Origin of the sequence: Lentzea fradiae (assembly GCF_900100955.1) — a bacterium.
Lineage (GTDB): Bacteria > Actinomycetota > Actinomycetes > Mycobacteriales > Pseudonocardiaceae > Lentzea > Lentzea fradiae.
Window position 1 is genome coordinate 497981 of record NZ_FNCC01000003.1, and the last position, 16351, is coordinate 514331.

The following is a 16351-nucleotide window of genomic DNA, read 5'->3' on the forward strand; positions in this document are numbered from 1 at the left end:
GCGGGCCGGGTGGCCGGCCCGCTCGTCGCTGCCCCGCTGCCGCACCACGGCTACGACGCCGCGATCGCCCTGCCGTCCGCGCTCACAGCTCCAGCACCACCTTCACGTCGTCCGGCCGCTGCTCGAACGCCTCGGGGTACGACTCCAGCGGCACCCGGCGGGTGATCATCGCCGACAGCCACTCGTCGTCGGCCCGGTCGAGCACGGCGGCGGCCTCCCGGTAGTGCCGCACGTTCGCGTTGACGGTGCCGAACACGATCCCGTTGCGCAGCACCAGGTCCCGGTTGGACTGTCCCAGGTCGACGGGCACGACCTCGGTGGACGGCACACCGGTCAAACACACCAGGTCACGGCCGAGCAGCCGGGCGACGAGCCGCGGCGCGCCGGTCGCCTCGATCACGACGGGGTGGTCCGGCAGCTCGCGGTGGTAGGTCGCGCCGAGCGACTCGACCAGCGCCGGTTTGACGCCGTCCTTCGCCAGGTCGAAGACGTGCACGTCGAGCCCGCGCTGCACGCCGACCAGCGCCGCCAGCAGCCCGATCGGGCCCGCACCGGTCACCAGCACGCTCTCGAACGGGAACAGCGCGAGCCGGTCGAGCCGTTCCCACGCCTTGACCACCACCGACGCCGGTTCGACGAGCACCCCGGTCTCGGAGCCGACGGCCACCGCGTAGGAGGCGGGCACCGTCCACAGCGTGGACGCGTAGCCGTCGACGCCGGTGATGCCGCGCTCGGTGTAGCGGCCGTTGCGGCACATGTCGAACTCGCCGCGCGCACAGGCCACGCACGGCACGGGGTCCGGTCTTCTGACCACCCCCGCCACCAATGTTCCCGGATCGAAGCCCGGTCCGCTGATCACGCGGCCGAGCGACTCGTGACCGATCACCAGCCGCTCCCCCACGCCGAACTCGCCGCGGACGATTTCGCGGTCCGTCCCGCAGATGCCGACGGCCAGTCCCTCGACCAGCAGATCGCCTGGTCCCGGCACCGGGTCGGGCAGTTCGGACAACGCCAGGGAACCGGGTCGTGCAAGATCCACAATCAACGCTCGCATAGGGACCATTCTTGACAGATGGACCGCGATCCGCCGAGTATGAGAGCGCTCTCACGCAACCCTGTCTCAGTGAGGAGATAGACCGATGCGCAAGCTCCTGCTGCTCGCGACATCGGCCCTACTAGGGCTGACAACGATGTCCGCGCCCGTGCAAGCGGCTCCACCGAGCCAGCTCCCGCTCACCATCACCAACAACTCGGGCCGCTCCGAAGCGGTCCACCTCTACATCACCGGCGTCTACAACGGACGCCTCGGCTACGTGAACGAGAGCGGCCAGTTCACCCCGTGGACCGGCGGCACCAACCCGCCCTCCCCCGCTCCCGACTTCTCGATCCCCGGCCCGGCCAACGGGACCAGCAAGACCGTCCAGATCCCGCTCAACCTGGGCGGAGGCCGCATCTACCTGGCCTTCCGGGACAAGCTGAAGTTCGGCCTCGTCCCCGGCGGGCTCGTGCAGCCGGCACCGTGGGCGGGCGGCGACCCGAACCGCGACGTCCTGTTCGACTGGAGCGAGCTCACCTTCGACAACGGCGGCCTGTGGCTCAACAGCTCGCAGGTGGACATGTTCGCCGTGCCGCACTCCGTGGAGGTCACGTCGCAGAGCGGCGCCACGAAGAAGGCGGGTGAGCTCGTGGCGAACGGGCGGAACCAGGTCTTCGACCAGCTCGAGCAGGCCGGTGGCGACTGGGCGAAGCTCATCTACACCCGGTCCGACGGCACCCGGCTGCGCGCGCTCAACCCGAGCAAGGGGCTCGACGAGGGCCTGTTCTCCGGCACGTACTTCCAGGACTACGTCAGCAGCGTCTGGTCGACGTATGAGAACACGCCGCTGACCGTCGTGCCTTACCAGTCGGAACCGGACCGCAAGTACACCGGACGCGTCAGCGGCGGCGTCATGCGGTTCACCAACGCCGCAGGCGAGCAGGTCGGGGAGTTCCAGCAGCCGTCCACCCGTGACGTGCTCAACTGCGACGGCAAGCTCTTCGCGCCGAACGACGAAGTGGGTGCCATCGCACGCTCGCTGTGCGCGGCGCTGCACCGCTCGACGCTGGGCTTCCTGCACACCCAGCCGACCTACGACGCGAGCGAGTTCTACACCCGCGCGACGGCGAACCACTTCTCGCGGATCGTGCACGCCAACATGGCCGACGGCCGGGCCTACGGCTTCGCCTTCGACGACGTCGGCGGCTTCGAGTCACTTGTCCACGAACCGAACCCGCGTTCGGCAAAAATCACGCTGACCGCATTTTAACCCTAAGCGTTCTTGCTTTTGATCGACTTTAGCTCCACTGTGTGAGAGCCGTCGCCGCGGCTTTCACACAGTGGAGTTTCCGTGTGCGTACGGGTCCTGCTGGTCGAAGACGACGAGCGAATCCGGCAGGCGTTGAGCCTCGCCTTGTCCGACGAGGGTTTCGCGGTCGACGAGGCGGGTTCGGGCGAAGTGGCGTTGCGCCGGCTCGACGCCGAGCCCTTCGACGTGGTGCTGGTCGACCTGACCCTTCCCGGCCTCGACGGCCTGGACGTCGTGCGGACCCTCCGGGCCCGTGGTGACCTGCCCATCATCGTGGTCACGGCGCGGGCGGACGCCCGTGACATGATCGCGGGGCTGGAGGCGGGAGCGGACGACTACGTCACGAAACCGTTGATGGGAGACGTTCTCGCGGCCCGTGTCCGCGCGTTGTTGAGACGGCGCGGTCCCGGCCGGGACGCGGTTCGGGTCGGGGATCTGGAAATCCGTCCGCAGGAAGGGCTCGTGCACCGTGCGGGCGAACGCGTTCACCTCACCAGGACCGAATTCCGGCTGTTGCTGGAACTCGCTGGTGCGGGCGGGCGAATCGTCACCAGAGAACAGCTGCTGCACAAGGTCTGGGGTTACGACTACTTCGGTGACACCCGGTTGCTGGACGTGCACATAAGAAGGCTCCGCCGAAAGGTGGAGGCGAACCCCGACCACCCGCAGCTGGTGCTCACCGTGCGCGGTTCCGGCTACCGGATCCCCTCGTGAGGCTCACGCTGCGCCGCCGCGTCACCCTCTCGTTCACCCTGGGCCTGCTGGTCGTCACGGGCGTCCTCGCGCTCTCCACCTGGAACCTCGCCACCGGCTACCTGCTGCGGCAGCGGGAGGCGAGCGCGACCAGGCAGGCCGAACTCGACGCGCGCCTGGCCACGACGTCCACCGCCCTCAGCGACCTGCTGACGGGGCCGGACTCGGCGATCCTGGTGCTCGGGCCGCGCGGGACGCGTTCGGCGGGCCGTCCGGTCGACCCCGCCCTGCTCCCCGCGGCGCTGCTGGACCGGCCGCCGGGCACCGCGCGCATCACCGTGGACGGGGCGCCGATGCTCGTGGTGGCGCTGCCGTTGCCGGGCGAGGACGTCTACGTCGAGCTGTTCGGGCTGCGGCACCTGCACCGGACGTTCACGTTCCTCGGCCTGGCGCTGGCCGCGGCGACGGCCGGGGCAGCGCTGCTCGGCGTGGCGCTCGGCGGGTGGGCGTCGAAACGGGCGCTGAGACCGCTGGCGGAGCTGGGCAGCGCCGCCGGGAGGATCGCCGGTGGCGACCTGCGCGCCCGGCTGCCCGACCAGGACGACCCCGACCTGGCGGCGCTGGCGGCCAAGTTCAACTCGACGGCGCAGGCGCTGGAGCAGCGGGCGTTGCGGGACGCGCGGTTCGCGTCGGACGTCTCGCACGAGCTGCGGTCGCCGCTGACGACGATGGTGAACGCGGGCGCGGTGCTGCGGCGGCGCGGCGAGCACCTGCGCGGCACGGCGGGCACGGCGCTGGAGCTGCTGACGTCGGAGGTCGACAGGTTCGCGCGGATGGTCGTCGACCTGCTGGAGATCTCGCGGGCCGACCAGACCGACGACCCGCCGCCGGAGGAGATCGCGCTGGACGCGTTGGTGCGCGACGTCGTCGCGGCTCGCGAGCCGGTGCCGCTGGACCTGGAGCCCGCCGTGGTCCTCGGCGACCGGCGCCGCCTCGACCGGGTGCTGACGAACCTGCTGGACAACGCCGAGCGGCACGCGGGCGGCGCGGTGCTGGTCCGGGTGCGGACGTGCGGGGACCGGGTCCGGCTGAGCGTCGAGGACGCGGGGCCGGGCGTGCCGGAGGACCTGCGGGAGGAGGTCTTCGAACGGTTCGCGCGCGGTGTGATGGCGGGCAGCCGCGGCGACGACACGGGCAGCGGGCTGGGGCTCGCGCTGGTCCGCGAGCACGTGCACCGGCTCGGCGGGCGCGTCTGGGTGGAGGGCAGGTCACCGGTGGGGGCGCGGTTCGTGGTCGAGATGGTCTTACGGAGTTCTGACGGCTAACGCCGGGAGCACGCCGGGCGCGGCGGGCGGTCCTACGGTCGGTCCATGCGAGTACTGATCACCGGCGGAGCCGGGTTCATCGGGTCGCACGTCGCGGACGAGCTGACCGCACAGGGCCACGACTGCGTGCTGCTGGACGCGTTGCTGCCCGAGGCTCACGGCTCCGTCCCCGTGCTGGACCACGAACTGGTGACCGGCGACGTCACCGACCCGGACGTGCTGCGGCCCCTCCTGTCCACAGTGGACGCCGTCTGTCACCAGGCGGCGATGGTCGGGCACGGCGTCGACCCGTTCGACGCGCCCTCCTACGCGCGGCACAACGACCTCGGCACGGCGGTGCTGCTGGCCGAGATGCACCGGGAGGGCGTGTCCCGGCTGGTGCTGGCGTCGTCGATGGTCGTCTACGGCGAGGGGCGGTACCGCTGCCTGTCGCACGGGATCGTCCGCGCCGAGCGGTCCGCCGCGGACCTGGCCCGCGGCGTGTACGAGCCGAGGTGCTTCTGCGGCGACTTCGTGGTGTCGGAGCTGGTGCCCGAGGACGCGCCGCTGGAGCCGCGCAGCACCTACGCCGCCACGAAGCTGGCGCAGGAACACCTCGCCGTGGCCTGGGCGCGGCAGACCGGCGGGAGCGTGTGGGCGTTGCGGTACCACAACGTCTACGGGCCGCGGATGCCGCGCGACACCCCGTACGCGGGCGTGGCGTCGATCTTCCGGTCCGCACTGCAGAACGGCGTGGCGCCGCGCGTGATGGAGGACGGCCGCCAGCGGCGCGACTTCGTGCACGTCACCGACGTGGCGCGGGCCAACGTGCTCGCGCTGGAGTCGCCGCGGCCCGGTTTCGAGGCGGTGAACGTCTGCTCCGGCTCCCCGCACACGATCGGCGACCTCGCGTTCGCGCTGGCGGAGGCGTGCGACGGCCCGGCGCCGGAGATCGTCGGCGGCGCTCGTCCCGGCGACGCGCGGCACGTCGTCGCTTCGCCCGCGAAAGCGTTGGACGTGCTGGGTTTCGAGGCGCGGGTCGGTTTCGAGGAGGGCGTGCGGTCCTTCGCCAACGCCGCTCAGCGGGAGTCCGTCACCAGTTCGTGAGGACCAGGTGGTTCACCGCCAGGGCGGTCAGCGCCTGGGCGGTGAGCCACCTCCGGTCGAGCTTCGCGGTGCCCACCAGCAGCCAGACCGCGAACGGCAGCCAGATCCGTTCGGTCTCGGCCTTGCTGAGCCCGGACAGGTCCGCGGCCAGGATCGCGACGGCCGCCGCGAGCACCCACTTGTCCCTGCCCAGCCCCTTGATCCCGGCCGGGCCGATGACCAGCACCAGCGCCGCGAGGTTCGCCCACACCCAGTACCAGTACGGGCGGGTGTCGGCGATGCCCTGGTAGTAGCGGACCTGCACGAGCTCGTACCCCTCGAACCACCAGAACCCGGCCACCGCGAACGCCACGACGACCGCGAGGACGCCCACGGCGGCGAGCCCGATCCGGCGGACCAGATCCTCCTTGCGCCACACCGCCACCAACGCGAGCGGGGCGAGCAGCACCAGGCCGTAGGACAGGAACAGGCACCAGCCCAGCACGATCCCGCCGAGCAACGGCCACCGGGTGAGCAGGTAGATGCCCACCGCCGCGATGCCCATGAACATGCCGTCCGCCGACGCCCCGACCCACACCGCGCCGGGGAACAGCACGAGGAACGGCAGCACCGCGTTGTCGCCGATGGCTTTCGGGATCGCCACGACGACGAGCGACCCGGCCAGGACGCAGAACAGCGACGCCGCCGCTCCCCCGCCCAGCCCGATCCGGTCGAGCCCGACGAACGTGAGCAGCGCGCCCGGCGGGTGCCCCGAGACGTGGGTGGTCCACGAGTCCGGCTGGAAGTCCGGGATGCGGGCGGCGAACCCGCGCAGCATCGCCGGGACGTCGGTGACGCCGGGAACCTCGTGCAGGTACTCGTCGTCGGTCGTGAGCCTGGTGACGAACCGGTCCCAGCCGTCGACCAGCGCGAGCGACAGGGTGAACGCCGTCGCCGCGGCGTAGGCGATCGGCAATGCGAACCGGTGCCGTGCGAGCTCCGGTCCCTTCGCCACCACCAGGAACGCGATCAGGACCGCGGCGGGCGTGCCGGGGCCGACGTGCGGCTGCCAGTTCCCGAACAGCGGTGCCGCCGCGGCGTAGAGGACGTGCGGGTCGGAGGCGTTGACGAGGAACCCGACGACGACTGCCTCGGCGAGGAGCGAACCGGCGATGACTAGACGCACCGCGCCCAACCTAGGGGGTCGGAGCCGCGGCCGCAGGGCTCGCAAGACAACCGTAAGAACTCTTTCGCGCGTCACAATTCCGTAAGCACCACAAGGCTTTCCGGTGGTCCAGGGTGGACGCATGGATGTCGTGTTGCCCTGCTTGGACGAGGCCGCCGCACTGCCCGCGGTCCTCGCTTCCCTGCCTCCCGGCCACCGCGCGATCGTCGTCGACAACGGCTCCACCGACGGCTCACCCGAGGTGGCCGCCTCCTGCGGCGCGCTGGTCGTGCGCGAACCGGCCCGCGGCTACGGCTCCGCCGTGCACGCCGGCCTGCTCGCCGCCACGTCGGACGTCGTCGGGTTCGCCGACGCCGACGGGTCGCTGGACCTGGGCGAGCTGCCCGGGATGGCCGCGCTGCTCGACGGCGCCGATCTCGTCGTGGGGAGGCGGAAGCCGGTGCGCGCGGGCGTGTGGCCGTGGCACGCGCGAGCAGGCAACGCCGTGATCTCGTCGCTGCTGCGGCGCCGCGGCCTCGACGTGCACGACATCGCGCCGCTGCGGGTGTGCCGCCGGGAAGCGTTGCTGGAGCTGGACGTGCGCGACCGCGCGTTCGGCTACCCGTTGGAACTGCTGGTGCGGGCCGCGGCGGCGGGCTGGCGGGTGCGGGAGGTCGACGTGGCGTACCGGCCGCGGGCCGCCGGCACGCGGTCGAAGGTCTCCGGTTCGGTGCGCGGCACGCTGCGGGCGGCGCGGGACATGGCGGGAGTGCTGCGATGAGGTTCTGCCTGCTGGTCATGGCCAAGTCACCGGTCCCCGGCCAGGTGAAGACGCGGCTGTGCCCGCCGCTGACGCCCGAGGAGGCCGCCGACGTCGCGGCGGCGGCGTTGCTGGACACGCTGACCGCCGTCGTGAACACGCCGGACGCCGTGCCCGTCGTGGCGCTGGCCGGGGTGGTGCTGCGGGAGGACGTGCGGGACGCGCTGTCCGAGTGCGTGCTGATCCCGCAGCGGGGTGAGACCTTCGCCGAACGGCTGGTGAACGCGCACGCCGACGTGGCGGCGTACGGGATGCCGGTGCTGCAGATCGGGATGGACACGCCGCAGGTGACACCCGAGCTGCTGGCGTCGGCGGCGACGTTCGGCGAGGCGGCGCTGGGGTTCGCGGAGGACGGCGGCTGGTGGGCGCTCGGGCTCCAGGACCCGCTGCGGGCCGCGGTGTTGCGGGACGTGCCGATGTCACGCGCGGACACCGGCGCACGGACGCTGGAGGCGTTGGCGGGACTGCGGGTGCGGACCCTGCCGGTGCTGTCCGATGTGGACACGATGGCCGACGCCCGCGCGGTCGCGGCCCTGGTCCCGCACGGCCGGTTCGCCGCCGCGCTGACCGAGATCGCGGCGGTCCCCCGATGATGTTCGACCAGGCCCTGAAGGGTCGCCCCAGCTGGCTCGACCTGCCCGGCACCAGCCCGCGCGAGCTCTCCGTCGCCCGCTGGCAGGCCGACGCCGCCGGAGGTGACGCGGTCCTGCTCGACGCCTGCACGGGCCCCACCGTCGACGTCGGGTGCGGACCCGGCCGGCTCGTCACCGCGCTGCTGACCAGGGGTGTGCAGGCGCTCGGCGTCGACGTGTCCCCCGAGGCCGTCCGCCGCACCACCGCGCGGGGCGGCCTCGCGCTGTGCCGGGACGTGTTCGAGCCGCTGCCGGGCGAAGGGCGCTGGCAGCACGTCCTGCTCGCCGACGGCAACATCGGCATCGGCGGCGACCCCGAGACGCTGCTGCAGCGCGTGCGGGCCCTGCTCCGGCCCGGCGGCACGGTCGTCGCCGAGGTCGAGCAGCCCGGCTCGGGACTGACCGTCGGGGAAGCCCGCGTGCGCAGCGACGGCCGCCACAGCGGCTGGTTCCCGTGGGCGTGGACGGACGCCGGGTCGCTCGCCGCCGACGGCTTCTTCCCGCTGTGGCACGAAGAGCTCGGCGGTCGCTGGTTCGCGTGCTGGGAGAGGCTGTGAGGTTCCGGGCACCCGCGCACCACGCCGGGGTGACCAGCCGGATCGGGACCTGGCTGGGCATCGCGTTCGGGTTGTGCTTCCTCACCGGCCTGATCAGCCACGGCGTGCAGCACGACTGGCCGTGGCCGGCCCGTCCGGCCGGTCTCTACCGCGTCACCCAGGGCGTGCACGTGCTGTCCGGTGTCGCGTCGATCCCGTTGCTGCTGGCCAAGCTGTGGTCCGTCTACCCGAAGCTGTTCGAACGGCCGCCGGTCAGGAACGTGCCGCACGCGCTGGAGCGCGGCTCGATCCTCGTGCTCGTCGCGGCGGCGTTCTTCGAGCTGGTGACCGGCCTGTTCAACGCGGCCCAGAACTACCCGTGGCCGTTCTACTTCCCCACCGCGCACTACGCCGTGGCGTGGATCGTGACCGGTGCGCTGCTCGTGCACATCGCCGTGAAGATCCCTGTGATCAGGAGAAGTCTCGAACCCGCGTCCGACGAGCGGACCATCCTGTCCCGCAGGGCTTTCCTGCGCACGACCGCCCTCACCGCCGGGGTCGCGGTCGTGACGACGGCCGGTGTCACGGTGCCGTGGCTGCGCAAGGTCTCGGTGCTGGCCTGGCGGTCGGACGGCGCCCTGCCGGTGAACCGGACCGCGAAAGCCGCGAACGTCGTCGTGCCACCGGACTGGCGGCTGAAGGCGGGCGGGAAGACCTACTCGCTGGCGGAGCTGCGGGCGATGCCGCAGACGACCGTCGAGCTGCCCATCGCGTGCGTCGAGGGGTGGAGCCAGAACGCCACCTGGACCGGCGTGCGGGTCGCCGACCTCGTCAGCGGTGGCGACGTCCGGGTCGAGTCGCTGGAGAAGGACGGGCTGTACCGGGCGTCCACGCTGCCGGAGGTGTTCGCGCGGGACCCGTTGACGCTGCTCGCGTTGCGGCTCGACGGCGAGGAGCTCAGCCCGGACCACGGCTACCCGTGCCGCCTGATCGCCCCGAACCGGCCCGGCGTGTTGCAGACGAAGTGGGTCACGTCGCTGGAGATCCTGTGAGGGGAGGTGCTGTGAGGTACGCACTGGGTGCTCTGGGCGTGGCGCTGGGCGCGTGGGGTGCGTGGCTGCTGCTCCCCCAGGTCACCCTCGAACTGCTGCTGTGGCTCGGCGGCGGGGTCGTGCTGCACGACTTCGTGGTCGCGCCACTGGTCGGCGCCGCCGGGTTCGTCGTGCGGCGGCCGTCGGTCGGCGTGGGGCTCACGACGTCCGGGATCGTGCTGCTGATCGCGTTCCCGTTGCTGTGGCGGGAGTTCAGCGGACCGGTCAACCCCGGTCTGCACGACCGCGACTACCCCGTGTCGGTCGCGGCCGTGCTCGGCGTGGTGTGGGCCGGAGTGGCCCTATACGAGGTCGCGGCGCACCTTCAGCAGCGTCGCCGCGCCCGTGAACACCACGACGTAGCCGAGGAGGAGCAGGGCGGCGGTGGTGCCGCTGAGGTTCGTGAGCACGCCGGGCGCCCCGGAGCCGCCGACCGCACCGGCGAGGTTGCCCGCCGTCCCTCCTGGCAGGACCTCGGTCAGCGACTCGACCGGCCCGAGCAGCGACCCCACGCCGCGCAGCAGGTTCTCGGTGACGACGGCCCACATCAGGCCGAGACCGACGGCCAGCGCGGGCCCCTTCGTGACGACGCCGAGGAACACGCCGAACGCCGTCCACATCGCGGCGATCAGCAGTGACGCGCCGAGCGCCTCGACGGCGGCCCAGCCGGGCAGGCTCCAGTCCCAGCCCTCCAGCGACGCCACGGTGACCGCCGCGGCCAGGTCGGCCGCGAACGTCAGCGCCACCAGGACGACCACGACGACCGCCAGCGCCCCGAGCGTGCCCGCCATCGCCGAGACCCGGCTCGGTCCGGCGGTCAGCGTGGTCTTCCAGGTGCCCCAGCCGTAGCCGCTGCCCACCGCCAGCGCCGCGAGCACGAGGATGATGGCGCCGCCGAACATCGGCAGGCCGCGCACGACGGCCGCGCCGACGTTCTCCGGCTGCATCGCGCTCACCAGCTGCTGCTGGGACATGCCGCGCGCGTTCCCGCCGCCGTCGAGGGCGATGTAGTTGAACACGTAGCCGAACGACAGCGTCATGACCAGCCAGACGCCGATCAGCACCCACGTCGCCGGCCACTTCCAGAGCCTCAGCAGCTCCGCCTTCACGCTGCCCATCACGCCGCTCCCGTCATCTCGAAGAAGACCTCTTCCAGCGTCCGGCGCAGCGGCCGGACCTCCAGCACGTCCACATCGGCGTGCACGAGCGTCCGCACCAGCGCGCCCGTGTCCGCCTCCCGCACGTGCAGCACGTCGCCGTGCAGCTCGCTGCCCTCCACGAGCACGTGCGCCTTCTCGATCGGGTCCGCCCTGACCAGCAGCACGGTGTCGCCGCGCAGCTGGTCGACGGTGCTCTCCGCGACGAGCTTCCCGTTCGCGATCACGCCGACCCGGTCGCAGATCTCCTCGACCTCGCCGAGCAGGTGGCTCGACAGCAGCACCGTCTGGCCCTGCGCGGCGAGCGCCCTGACCAGCTCGCGCATGTCGGCCATGCCCGCCGGGTCGAGGCCGTTCGTCGGCTCGTCCAGGACCAGCAGCTCCGGCCGTCCGAGCAGCGCCGCCGCCACGCCGAGCCGTTGCTTCATGCCGAGGGAGTACCGGCGGAACTTCTCGCCCGCCGCGCCCAGCAGGTCGACCTGCTCCAGCGCGGTCTCGACCTGCTCGGCCCTCACGCCCCGGCGGGCGGCGTGCACGCGCAGGTTGTCCCGCCCGGACAGGTAGGGGTAGAAACCGGGGCCCTCGATGAGCGACCCGACCCGGAGCAACGCCTTCGGGGTGCCCGGCGCCTCCCCCAGCACGCGGGCCGTGCCGCTGGTCGGCTTCACGAGCCCCAGCAGCATGCGGATCGTGGTCGTCTTGCCCGCGCCGTTGGGACCGAGGAACCCGTAGACCTCGCCCCGCCGCACGGACAGACTGACCCCGTCCACCACGGCGCGGTCGCCGTAGCGCTTCGTCAGCTTCTCCGTCGTCACGATCATGGCTCAACTGTGGCCGTGCGAGGACGCGGAGGCGTCCGCACCGGAGCGTCATGAAGATACGCACATCTGCGTACGTCCCCGGTCGTATGGTCGGCACCATGCGGATCCCCTGGCAGGACTTCGCCCTGACCACAGCCCTGTTGTTCGCCGGCCTCGGCGGGACGACGGTCGCCGCGCGGTTGCAGGGCGCAGACCCCCTCGACGCCCCCGCCTACCTGCTCGTGACGCTGGCGGCGGCCGGGTTGCTGCTGCGCTCGGTGCGTCCGGTGTGGACGGTCGCGGTCACGACCGCGGCCATCGCCCTGTACCTCGGGCTGGGCTACCCGTACGGGCCGGTCCTGCTGAGTGGTGCCGCCGCCGTGTACGCGGTGGCCACGTACGCCGCCGTCGAGCTGGCCGCCGTGGCCGCGCTGGTCTACTCGCTCGCCGTCCTGGTGTCGTGGGACGGCGGGATCGTCTCGTGGTTCACCTGGTCCGCGGGCTGGATCCTGCTGCCCGGCGTGGCGGGCGTGCTGATGAAGGTGCGCCGCAAGTCCGTTGTGGACAGCCGCGAGAAGGCCGTGATCTCCGAACGGCTGCGGCTCGCCCAGGAGGTGCACGACGTCGTGGGCCACGGCCTGTCGGTGATCGCGATGCAGGCCGGGGTGGCGTTGTACGTGCTCGACAGGGACCCGGCCAAGGCCCGCGTCTCGCTGGAGGCCATCCGCGACACGGCGAAGGAGTCGCTGGAGGGCCTGCGGTCCGAGCTGGACACCCTGCGCGGCTCCGCTCCGCTCACCCCCGCGATCGGCCTGGCCGACCTGCCCGCGCTCGCGGCGCGGATGCGCGAGGCCGGTCTGGAGGTCTCGACGGAGGTCGAGGACGCCGGACTGCCGGAGAACCACCAGCTGGCCGTCTACCGGATCGTGCAGGAGTCGCTGACCAACGTCCTGCGGCACTCCTCCCCCGGCGTCACCGCGTCCGTGCGCGTCTACACCGTGCGCGGCGAGCTGGTCGTGCACGTGACCGACACCGGCACGCCCGGCGCGTTCACCGAGGGCCACGGCATCACCGGCATGCGCTCGCGGGCGGAGGCGCTGGGCGGCACGCTGGAGGTGGACGCGTCCCACGGCTTCGCGGTGATCGCCCGGATACCGTTGCCGTCATGATTCGCGTGGTGGTGGCCGACGACCAGCCGCTGGTCCGCATGGGGCTGCGGACGCTGATCGAGACCGAGGACGGCGTCCAGCTCGCCGGGGAGGCCGCCGACGGCCGCGAGGCGTTGTCGCTGATCCAGTCGGTGAAGCCGGACGTGGTGTTCCTCGACATCCGGATGCCGCTCATGGACGGCCTGGAGGTGCTGCGCCGGGTGTCCGCCGACCCCGCGTGCGCGGCCGTGCGGATCGTCGTGCTCACGACGTTCGACCTCGACGAGTACGTGTTCGAGGCCCTGCGCACCGGCGCGTCCGGGTTCCTGGTGAAGGACTCCGACCCGGCCGACCTGCTGCGCGCCGTGCACGTGGTGGCCGACGGCGGGTCGCTGCTCTCCCCGTCCGTCACCCGCCGGGTGATCGACCGCTTCGCGTCCGGCGCCTCGGCACGGCCCGTGCCGCACCTGGACAAGCTGACCGAACGCGAACGCGAGATCATGCGGCACGTCGCGTCCGGCGCGTCCAACGACGAGATCGCGGAACGGCTGGTGATCTCGCCCGCGACCGTCCGCACGCACGTGTCGCGGGCGATGGTGAAGCTGGGCGCGCGCGACCGCGCCCAGCTCGTGGTGTTCGCCGTCCAGTCGGGACTCACCTGACGCGCAGGCCGATCCCCGCGACCACCTGGCCCTGCTCGACGTGGACGACAGCGGAGTGTTCCCGGGCACGGCTCCGCCACCCGAGTGTGGTGACGGGGGTCAGCGGGAGGAAGTGTCGAACGCCGTCTTCAGGCCCTGCGCGATCTCCGGCGGGATCGAGTCGAAGGCGCGCGGCGGCTGCGGGTCGTACTCGATGCCGACCTGCACGGCCTGCGCCACCTCCTCCCCGAACTCGGCCTCGACCAGCCGCAGCGCCATGTCGATGCCCGCCGACACGCCCGCGCCGGTCACGACCTTGCCGTCGAACACGACGCGCTCCCGCGCCACCTCGACGCCGCGCACCTCCAGGTCCTCGCGCGCGGCCCAGTGCGTCGTCGCCCTCGACACCAGCCCCGCCTCCGCGAGCAGCGTCGACCCGGTGCAGACCGACGTCGTCCACTTCGTCGTCGGGTGCACCGCCCGCAGCCACTCGACCAGCTCGCCGGACTCCGTCAGCACCTTCTTCCACCGCCCCGACCCCGGCACGACGACGATGCCGGTCGACTCGACGTCGGCGAACGTGTGCGTGGGCTGGACGACCAGGCCGTTGTCCGACCTGACCGGGTCGAGCGTCGCGGCGGCGAACTTCGGCGTCACCACCGGAACGGACGCGAGCACCTCGAACGGCCCGATCAGGTCGAGCGACGTCATGTTCGGGTAGAGAACGAACGTGACTTCCATCTATGCGACTCCAGTAGTCCGGAAACGGGCGCGGTAGCTGCCCGGCGGTACGCCGAGCACGCGCAGGAAAGCCCGGCGCAGGGTCTCGGCCGAGCCGAACCCCGCCTGCCGGGCGACGGTGTCGAGCGAGTCGCCGGTGCTCGCCAGCAGGTCCGCGGCGGCCTCGACACGGGCTCGTTCGACGTACTGAGCGGGCGAGACGCCCACCGTGCTGGAGAAGACACGGGCGAAGTGCCGCACGCTCATCATGGCCTTGCGCGCCATCGCCGGCACCGTCCACTCACGGGCCGGGTCGGCGTGGATGTCGTGCAGCAGCGCGCGCAGCGAGCCGTCCCGCACGGGCTTGGCCCGCGTGTGCACGCTGAACTGCGACTGGCCGCCCGACCGTTGCAGGAACACGACGAGGTACTGCGCGATCCGGCGGGCGACCTCCGGCCCGTGGTCCTGCTCGACCATCGCCAGCGAGAGGTCGATGCCCGCCGTCACGCCCGCGGACGTGGCCACCTGCCCGTCGCACACGAAGATCGCGTCCGGCTCGACGTCGACACCGCGGCGCTCCAGCTCCCCGGTGAACGCCCAGTGCGTCGTCGCCCTCTTCCCGTCGAGCAGCCCCGCGCTCGCCAGCACCACGGCACCCGTGCACACCCCGGCCACCCGGCGCGCCTTGGCCGCGAGCCGCCGCAGGTGCCCGATGAGCGCCGGGTCCGCCGCGGCCTCGTCGAAGCCCCGGCCCCCCACCACGAGCAGCGTGTCGATCGGCCGGTCGAGCACCCCCAGGTCGGCCGCCGCCTCGACCCGCACCCCGGCCGTCGCGGTGAACGGCGCTCCCCCGAGCGTGGCGAGCGTCACCTCGTAACGCGTCTCACCGTAGTTCGCCGAGTGGAACACCTCCACCGGCCCCGCCAAGTCCAGCAACGCGGCGTGGTCGTACCCCACCACGACGATCTCCCTCGGTTTCCCCACACCTCCACTTTCCCCAGGACGGGTGGTGGCGGCAACGCCAAGTCACCCTCGGATTCGGCCACCCGCCGGTAAACTGATCACCGATGCGGAGAGTGCTGCCCCTCGTGCTGATCGGCCTGCTCACGATCCTGGTGGTCGTGAGCGACCACCCGTTCCCGCCACCCTCCGATCCCGACCGCGAGTCGCGGACCGCCGTGGTGGCGCTGGGCGACAGCACCATGTCCGGTGAGGGCGCCGGCAACTACGAGAGCGGCACCGACGGCGAGGAGGGCGGCAACTGGTGCCACCGCTCCCTCGACGCCGAGATCATGAAGACCCCGGTGGAAGCCGACCAGAGGTTCAACCTGGCGTGCTCCGGCGCCAACTCCGAGAAGCTGCGCGTCGAACAGCTCCCCCGGCTCAGCGAGATCGCGAACTCCCACCGGGTCGTGGCGATCGTCGTGGCCGTCGGCGCCAACGACGACCCGCGCTTCTCCGAGATCCTCAACAAGTGCTTCGAGGGCTGGGGCAGGCGCACCGACTGCACCTCGTCCGTCGCGCCGGAGTGGTCCAAGCGCGTGCGCCGGATGATCCCCAAGGTCGAGAACACCCTGAACACCATCCGCCAGACCATGCGCGACTCCGGTTACCTCGACTCCTCGTACCAGTTCGTCGTGCAGTCGTACGCGTCCCCGGTGTCCCCGAAGATGCCGCAGTCGCTGCAGAACCTCTCCGGCTGTCCCCTGCGCACAGCGGACCTCCAGTGGGTGGTCGAAGACGCGGTGCCGGAGCTCTCCCACGGCCTGCGCACCGCCGCCGACCGGGCGAACGCCCGCTTCCTGGACCTGTCCCGGGCAGGCGAGGGCCACGAGGCGTGCGCGGGCGGTTCCAACGCCTCCACCGAGTGGTTCACCCGCCTGTCCGTCGACTGGGACGGTCTGCGCGACGAGGGCCGCGCCTCCCACGCCCTCCAGGAGTCGTTCCACCCCAACGCCCGCGGCCACGAGCAGGTCGGCCGGTGCCTGGGCGAGTTCCTCGCCACCGACAAGCGCGAAGGGGCGTGCGTCCCCCGGCTGGACGGCACGCTGGGCCTGACGACCGAGGGCTAGGCGCTGAACCAGAGGCGCTGTCCCGCCTTCGCTCTCACACACCCACCCGTGTGCCACCCGCTCCAGCGGTCCCGCCTCCCCAGCGTGACGTGGCTTTAGTACGCGGGGGCCCCGCGTACTAACCACGCGAACGAAAGGGCC

Annotated in this window: 17 protein-coding genes; 11 read left to right on the top strand and 6 right to left on the bottom strand. The window is 72.1% G+C overall.

Going from position 1 to position 16351, the window contains the following annotated elements:
* Positions 1 to 82: 82 nt before the first annotated feature.
* Complete coding sequence (locus tag BLT23_RS09535; RefSeq protein ID WP_090047672.1) at positions 83 to 1054, bottom strand: alcohol dehydrogenase catalytic domain-containing protein; 972 nt, start codon at positions 1052 to 1054, stop codon at positions 83 to 85.
* 85 nt (positions 1055 to 1139) lie between these two features.
* Here BLT23_RS09535 and BLT23_RS09540 point away from each other — a divergent pair, with 85 nt between their 5' ends.
* The 4 genes from BLT23_RS09540 to BLT23_RS09555 all read left to right on the top strand — a co-directional run bounded on the left by BLT23_RS09540 (position 1140) and on the right by BLT23_RS09555 (position 5449).
* On the top strand, positions 1140 to 2306 hold the full coding sequence (locus BLT23_RS09540) for a beta-1,3-glucanase family protein (RefSeq protein WP_090047674.1): 1167 nt from the start codon (positions 1140 to 1142) through the stop codon (positions 2304 to 2306).
* An 81-nt stretch (positions 2307 to 2387) separates the two neighbouring features.
* Positions 2388 to 3059, top strand: a complete 672-nt coding sequence (locus tag BLT23_RS09545) for a response regulator transcription factor (protein ID WP_090047676.1) — start codon at positions 2388 to 2390, stop codon at positions 3057 to 3059.
* Positions 3056 to 4363, top strand: coding sequence for a HAMP domain-containing sensor histidine kinase (locus tag BLT23_RS09550; protein ID WP_090047679.1), 1308 nt, complete (start codon positions 3056 to 3058; stop codon positions 4361 to 4363). Before BLT23_RS09545 ends, BLT23_RS09550 begins: the two co-directional genes overlap by 4 nt.
* 45 nt (positions 4364 to 4408) lie before the next feature.
* The gene (locus BLT23_RS09555; protein WP_090047682.1) at positions 4409 to 5449 is read left to right on the top strand and encodes an NAD-dependent epimerase/dehydratase family protein; all 1041 of its coding nucleotides are present in this window, start codon (positions 4409 to 4411) and stop codon (positions 5447 to 5449) included.
* Here BLT23_RS09555 and BLT23_RS09560 read toward each other — a convergent pair.
* A complete protein-coding gene (locus BLT23_RS09560) occupies positions 5436 to 6614 on the bottom strand; it encodes a hypothetical protein (protein ID WP_245743849.1) in 1179 nt (392 codons plus the stop codon). The genes BLT23_RS09555 and BLT23_RS09560 overlap by 14 nt on opposite strands.
* A 121-nt stretch (positions 6615 to 6735) precedes the next feature.
* Here BLT23_RS09560 and BLT23_RS09565 point away from each other — a divergent pair, with 121 nt between their 5' ends.
* Genes BLT23_RS09565 through BLT23_RS09580 form a run of 4 tightly spaced genes read left to right on the top strand, consistent with a single transcriptional unit; the run spans position 6736 to position 9633 of the window.
* Positions 6736 to 7374, top strand: a complete 639-nt coding sequence (locus tag BLT23_RS09565; protein ID WP_090047687.1) for a glycosyltransferase family 2 protein — start codon at positions 6736 to 6738, stop codon at positions 7372 to 7374.
* The gene (locus tag BLT23_RS09570) at positions 7371 to 8006 is read left to right on the top strand and encodes a TIGR04282 family arsenosugar biosynthesis glycosyltransferase (RefSeq protein ID WP_090047689.1); all 636 of its coding nucleotides are present in this window, start codon (positions 7371 to 7373) and stop codon (positions 8004 to 8006) included. Before BLT23_RS09565 ends, BLT23_RS09570 begins: the two co-directional genes overlap by 4 nt.
* Positions 8006 to 8602, top strand: coding sequence for a methyltransferase domain-containing protein (locus BLT23_RS09575; RefSeq protein WP_425434366.1), 597 nt, complete (start codon positions 8006 to 8008; stop codon positions 8600 to 8602). The genes BLT23_RS09570 and BLT23_RS09575 overlap by 1 nt, the downstream gene beginning before the upstream one ends.
* The gene (locus BLT23_RS09580) at positions 8599 to 9633 is read left to right on the top strand and encodes a molybdopterin-dependent oxidoreductase (RefSeq protein ID WP_245743850.1); all 1035 of its coding nucleotides are present in this window, start codon (positions 8599 to 8601) and stop codon (positions 9631 to 9633) included. The genes BLT23_RS09575 and BLT23_RS09580 overlap by 4 nt, the downstream gene beginning before the upstream one ends.
* Before the next feature lie 341 nt (positions 9634 to 9974).
* Here the strand turns inward: BLT23_RS09580 and BLT23_RS09585 are convergent, their stop codons facing one another.
* Both BLT23_RS09585 and BLT23_RS09590 read right to left on the bottom strand, forming a co-directional pair.
* The gene (locus BLT23_RS09585) at positions 9975 to 10790 is read right to left on the bottom strand and encodes an ABC transporter permease subunit (RefSeq protein ID WP_090047695.1); all 816 of its coding nucleotides are present in this window, start codon (positions 10788 to 10790) and stop codon (positions 9975 to 9977) included.
* Positions 10790 to 11650: an ABC transporter ATP-binding protein gene (locus BLT23_RS09590; protein ID WP_090047697.1), complete on the bottom strand. Its 861-nt coding sequence runs from the start codon at positions 11648 to 11650 to the stop codon at positions 10790 to 10792. Before BLT23_RS09590 ends, BLT23_RS09585 begins: the two co-directional genes overlap by 1 nt.
* A 98-nt stretch (positions 11651 to 11748) precedes the next feature.
* Here BLT23_RS09590 and BLT23_RS09595 point away from each other — a divergent pair, with 98 nt between their 5' ends.
* Positions 11749 to 12798, top strand: a complete 1050-nt coding sequence (locus tag BLT23_RS09595; RefSeq protein WP_176946665.1) for a sensor histidine kinase — start codon at positions 11749 to 11751, stop codon at positions 12796 to 12798.
* On the top strand, positions 12795 to 13439 hold the full coding sequence (locus BLT23_RS09600) for a response regulator (RefSeq protein ID WP_090047703.1): 645 nt from the start codon (positions 12795 to 12797) through the stop codon (positions 13437 to 13439). The genes BLT23_RS09595 and BLT23_RS09600 overlap by 4 nt, the downstream gene beginning before the upstream one ends.
* 99 nt (positions 13440 to 13538) lie before the next feature.
* On the opposite strand, the gene BLT23_RS09605 is transcribed toward BLT23_RS09600, so the two are convergent.
* Both BLT23_RS09605 and BLT23_RS09610 read right to left on the bottom strand, forming a co-directional pair.
* Positions 13539 to 14159 carry a DJ-1/PfpI family protein gene (locus BLT23_RS09605; protein ID WP_090047706.1) on the bottom strand — a complete coding sequence of 207 codons (621 nt, stop codon included), beginning with the start codon at positions 14157 to 14159 and terminating at the stop codon, positions 13539 to 13541.
* Entirely contained in the window at positions 14160 to 15122 is a 963-nt protein-coding gene (locus BLT23_RS09610; RefSeq protein ID WP_245743851.1) for a GlxA family transcriptional regulator, read from the bottom strand.
* 83 nt (positions 15123 to 15205) lie between these two features.
* Here BLT23_RS09610 and BLT23_RS09615 point away from each other — a divergent pair, with 83 nt between their 5' ends.
* A complete protein-coding gene (locus BLT23_RS09615; RefSeq protein ID WP_090047709.1) occupies positions 15206 to 16210 on the top strand; it encodes a GDSL-type esterase/lipase family protein in 1005 nt (334 codons plus the stop codon).
* The last annotated feature ends 141 nt before the right edge of the window (positions 16211 to 16351 follow it).

Bases quoted from the DNA above. Each gene is read 5' to 3' on its own strand.
- BLT23_RS09535 (WP_090047672.1), bottom strand. From the start codon at position 1,054: ATGCGAGCGTTGATTGTGGATCTTGCACGACCCGGTTCCCTGGCGTTG.
- BLT23_RS09540 (WP_090047674.1), top strand. From the start codon at position 1,140: ATGCGCAAGCTCCTGCTGCTCGCGACATCGGCCCTACTAGGGCTGACA.
- BLT23_RS09555 (WP_090047682.1), top strand. From the start codon at position 4,409: ATGCGAGTACTGATCACCGGCGGAGCCGGGTTCATCGGGTCGCACGTC.
- BLT23_RS09565 (WP_090047687.1), top strand. From the start codon at position 6,736: ATGGATGTCGTGTTGCCCTGCTTGGACGAGGCCGCCGCACTGCCCGCG.
- BLT23_RS09570 (WP_090047689.1), top strand. From the start codon at position 7,371: ATGAGGTTCTGCCTGCTGGTCATGGCCAAGTCACCGGTCCCCGGCCAG.
- BLT23_RS09575 (WP_425434366.1), top strand. From the start codon at position 8,006: ATGTTCGACCAGGCCCTGAAGGGTCGCCCCAGCTGGCTCGACCTGCCC.
- BLT23_RS09585 (WP_090047695.1), bottom strand. From the start codon at position 10,790: ATGGGCAGCGTGAAGGCGGAGCTGCTGAGGCTCTGGAAGTGGCCGGCG.
- BLT23_RS09590 (WP_090047697.1), bottom strand. From the start codon at position 11,650: ATGATCGTGACGACGGAGAAGCTGACGAAGCGCTACGGCGACCGCGCC.
- BLT23_RS09595 (WP_176946665.1), top strand. From the start codon at position 11,749: ATGCGGATCCCCTGGCAGGACTTCGCCCTGACCACAGCCCTGTTGTTC.
- BLT23_RS09600 (WP_090047703.1), top strand. From the start codon at position 12,795: ATGATTCGCGTGGTGGTGGCCGACGACCAGCCGCTGGTCCGCATGGGG.
- BLT23_RS09605 (WP_090047706.1), bottom strand. From the start codon at position 14,159: ATGGAAGTCACGTTCGTTCTCTACCCGAACATGACGTCGCTCGACCTG.
- BLT23_RS09615 (WP_090047709.1), top strand. From the start codon at position 15,206: ATGCGGAGAGTGCTGCCCCTCGTGCTGATCGGCCTGCTCACGATCCTG.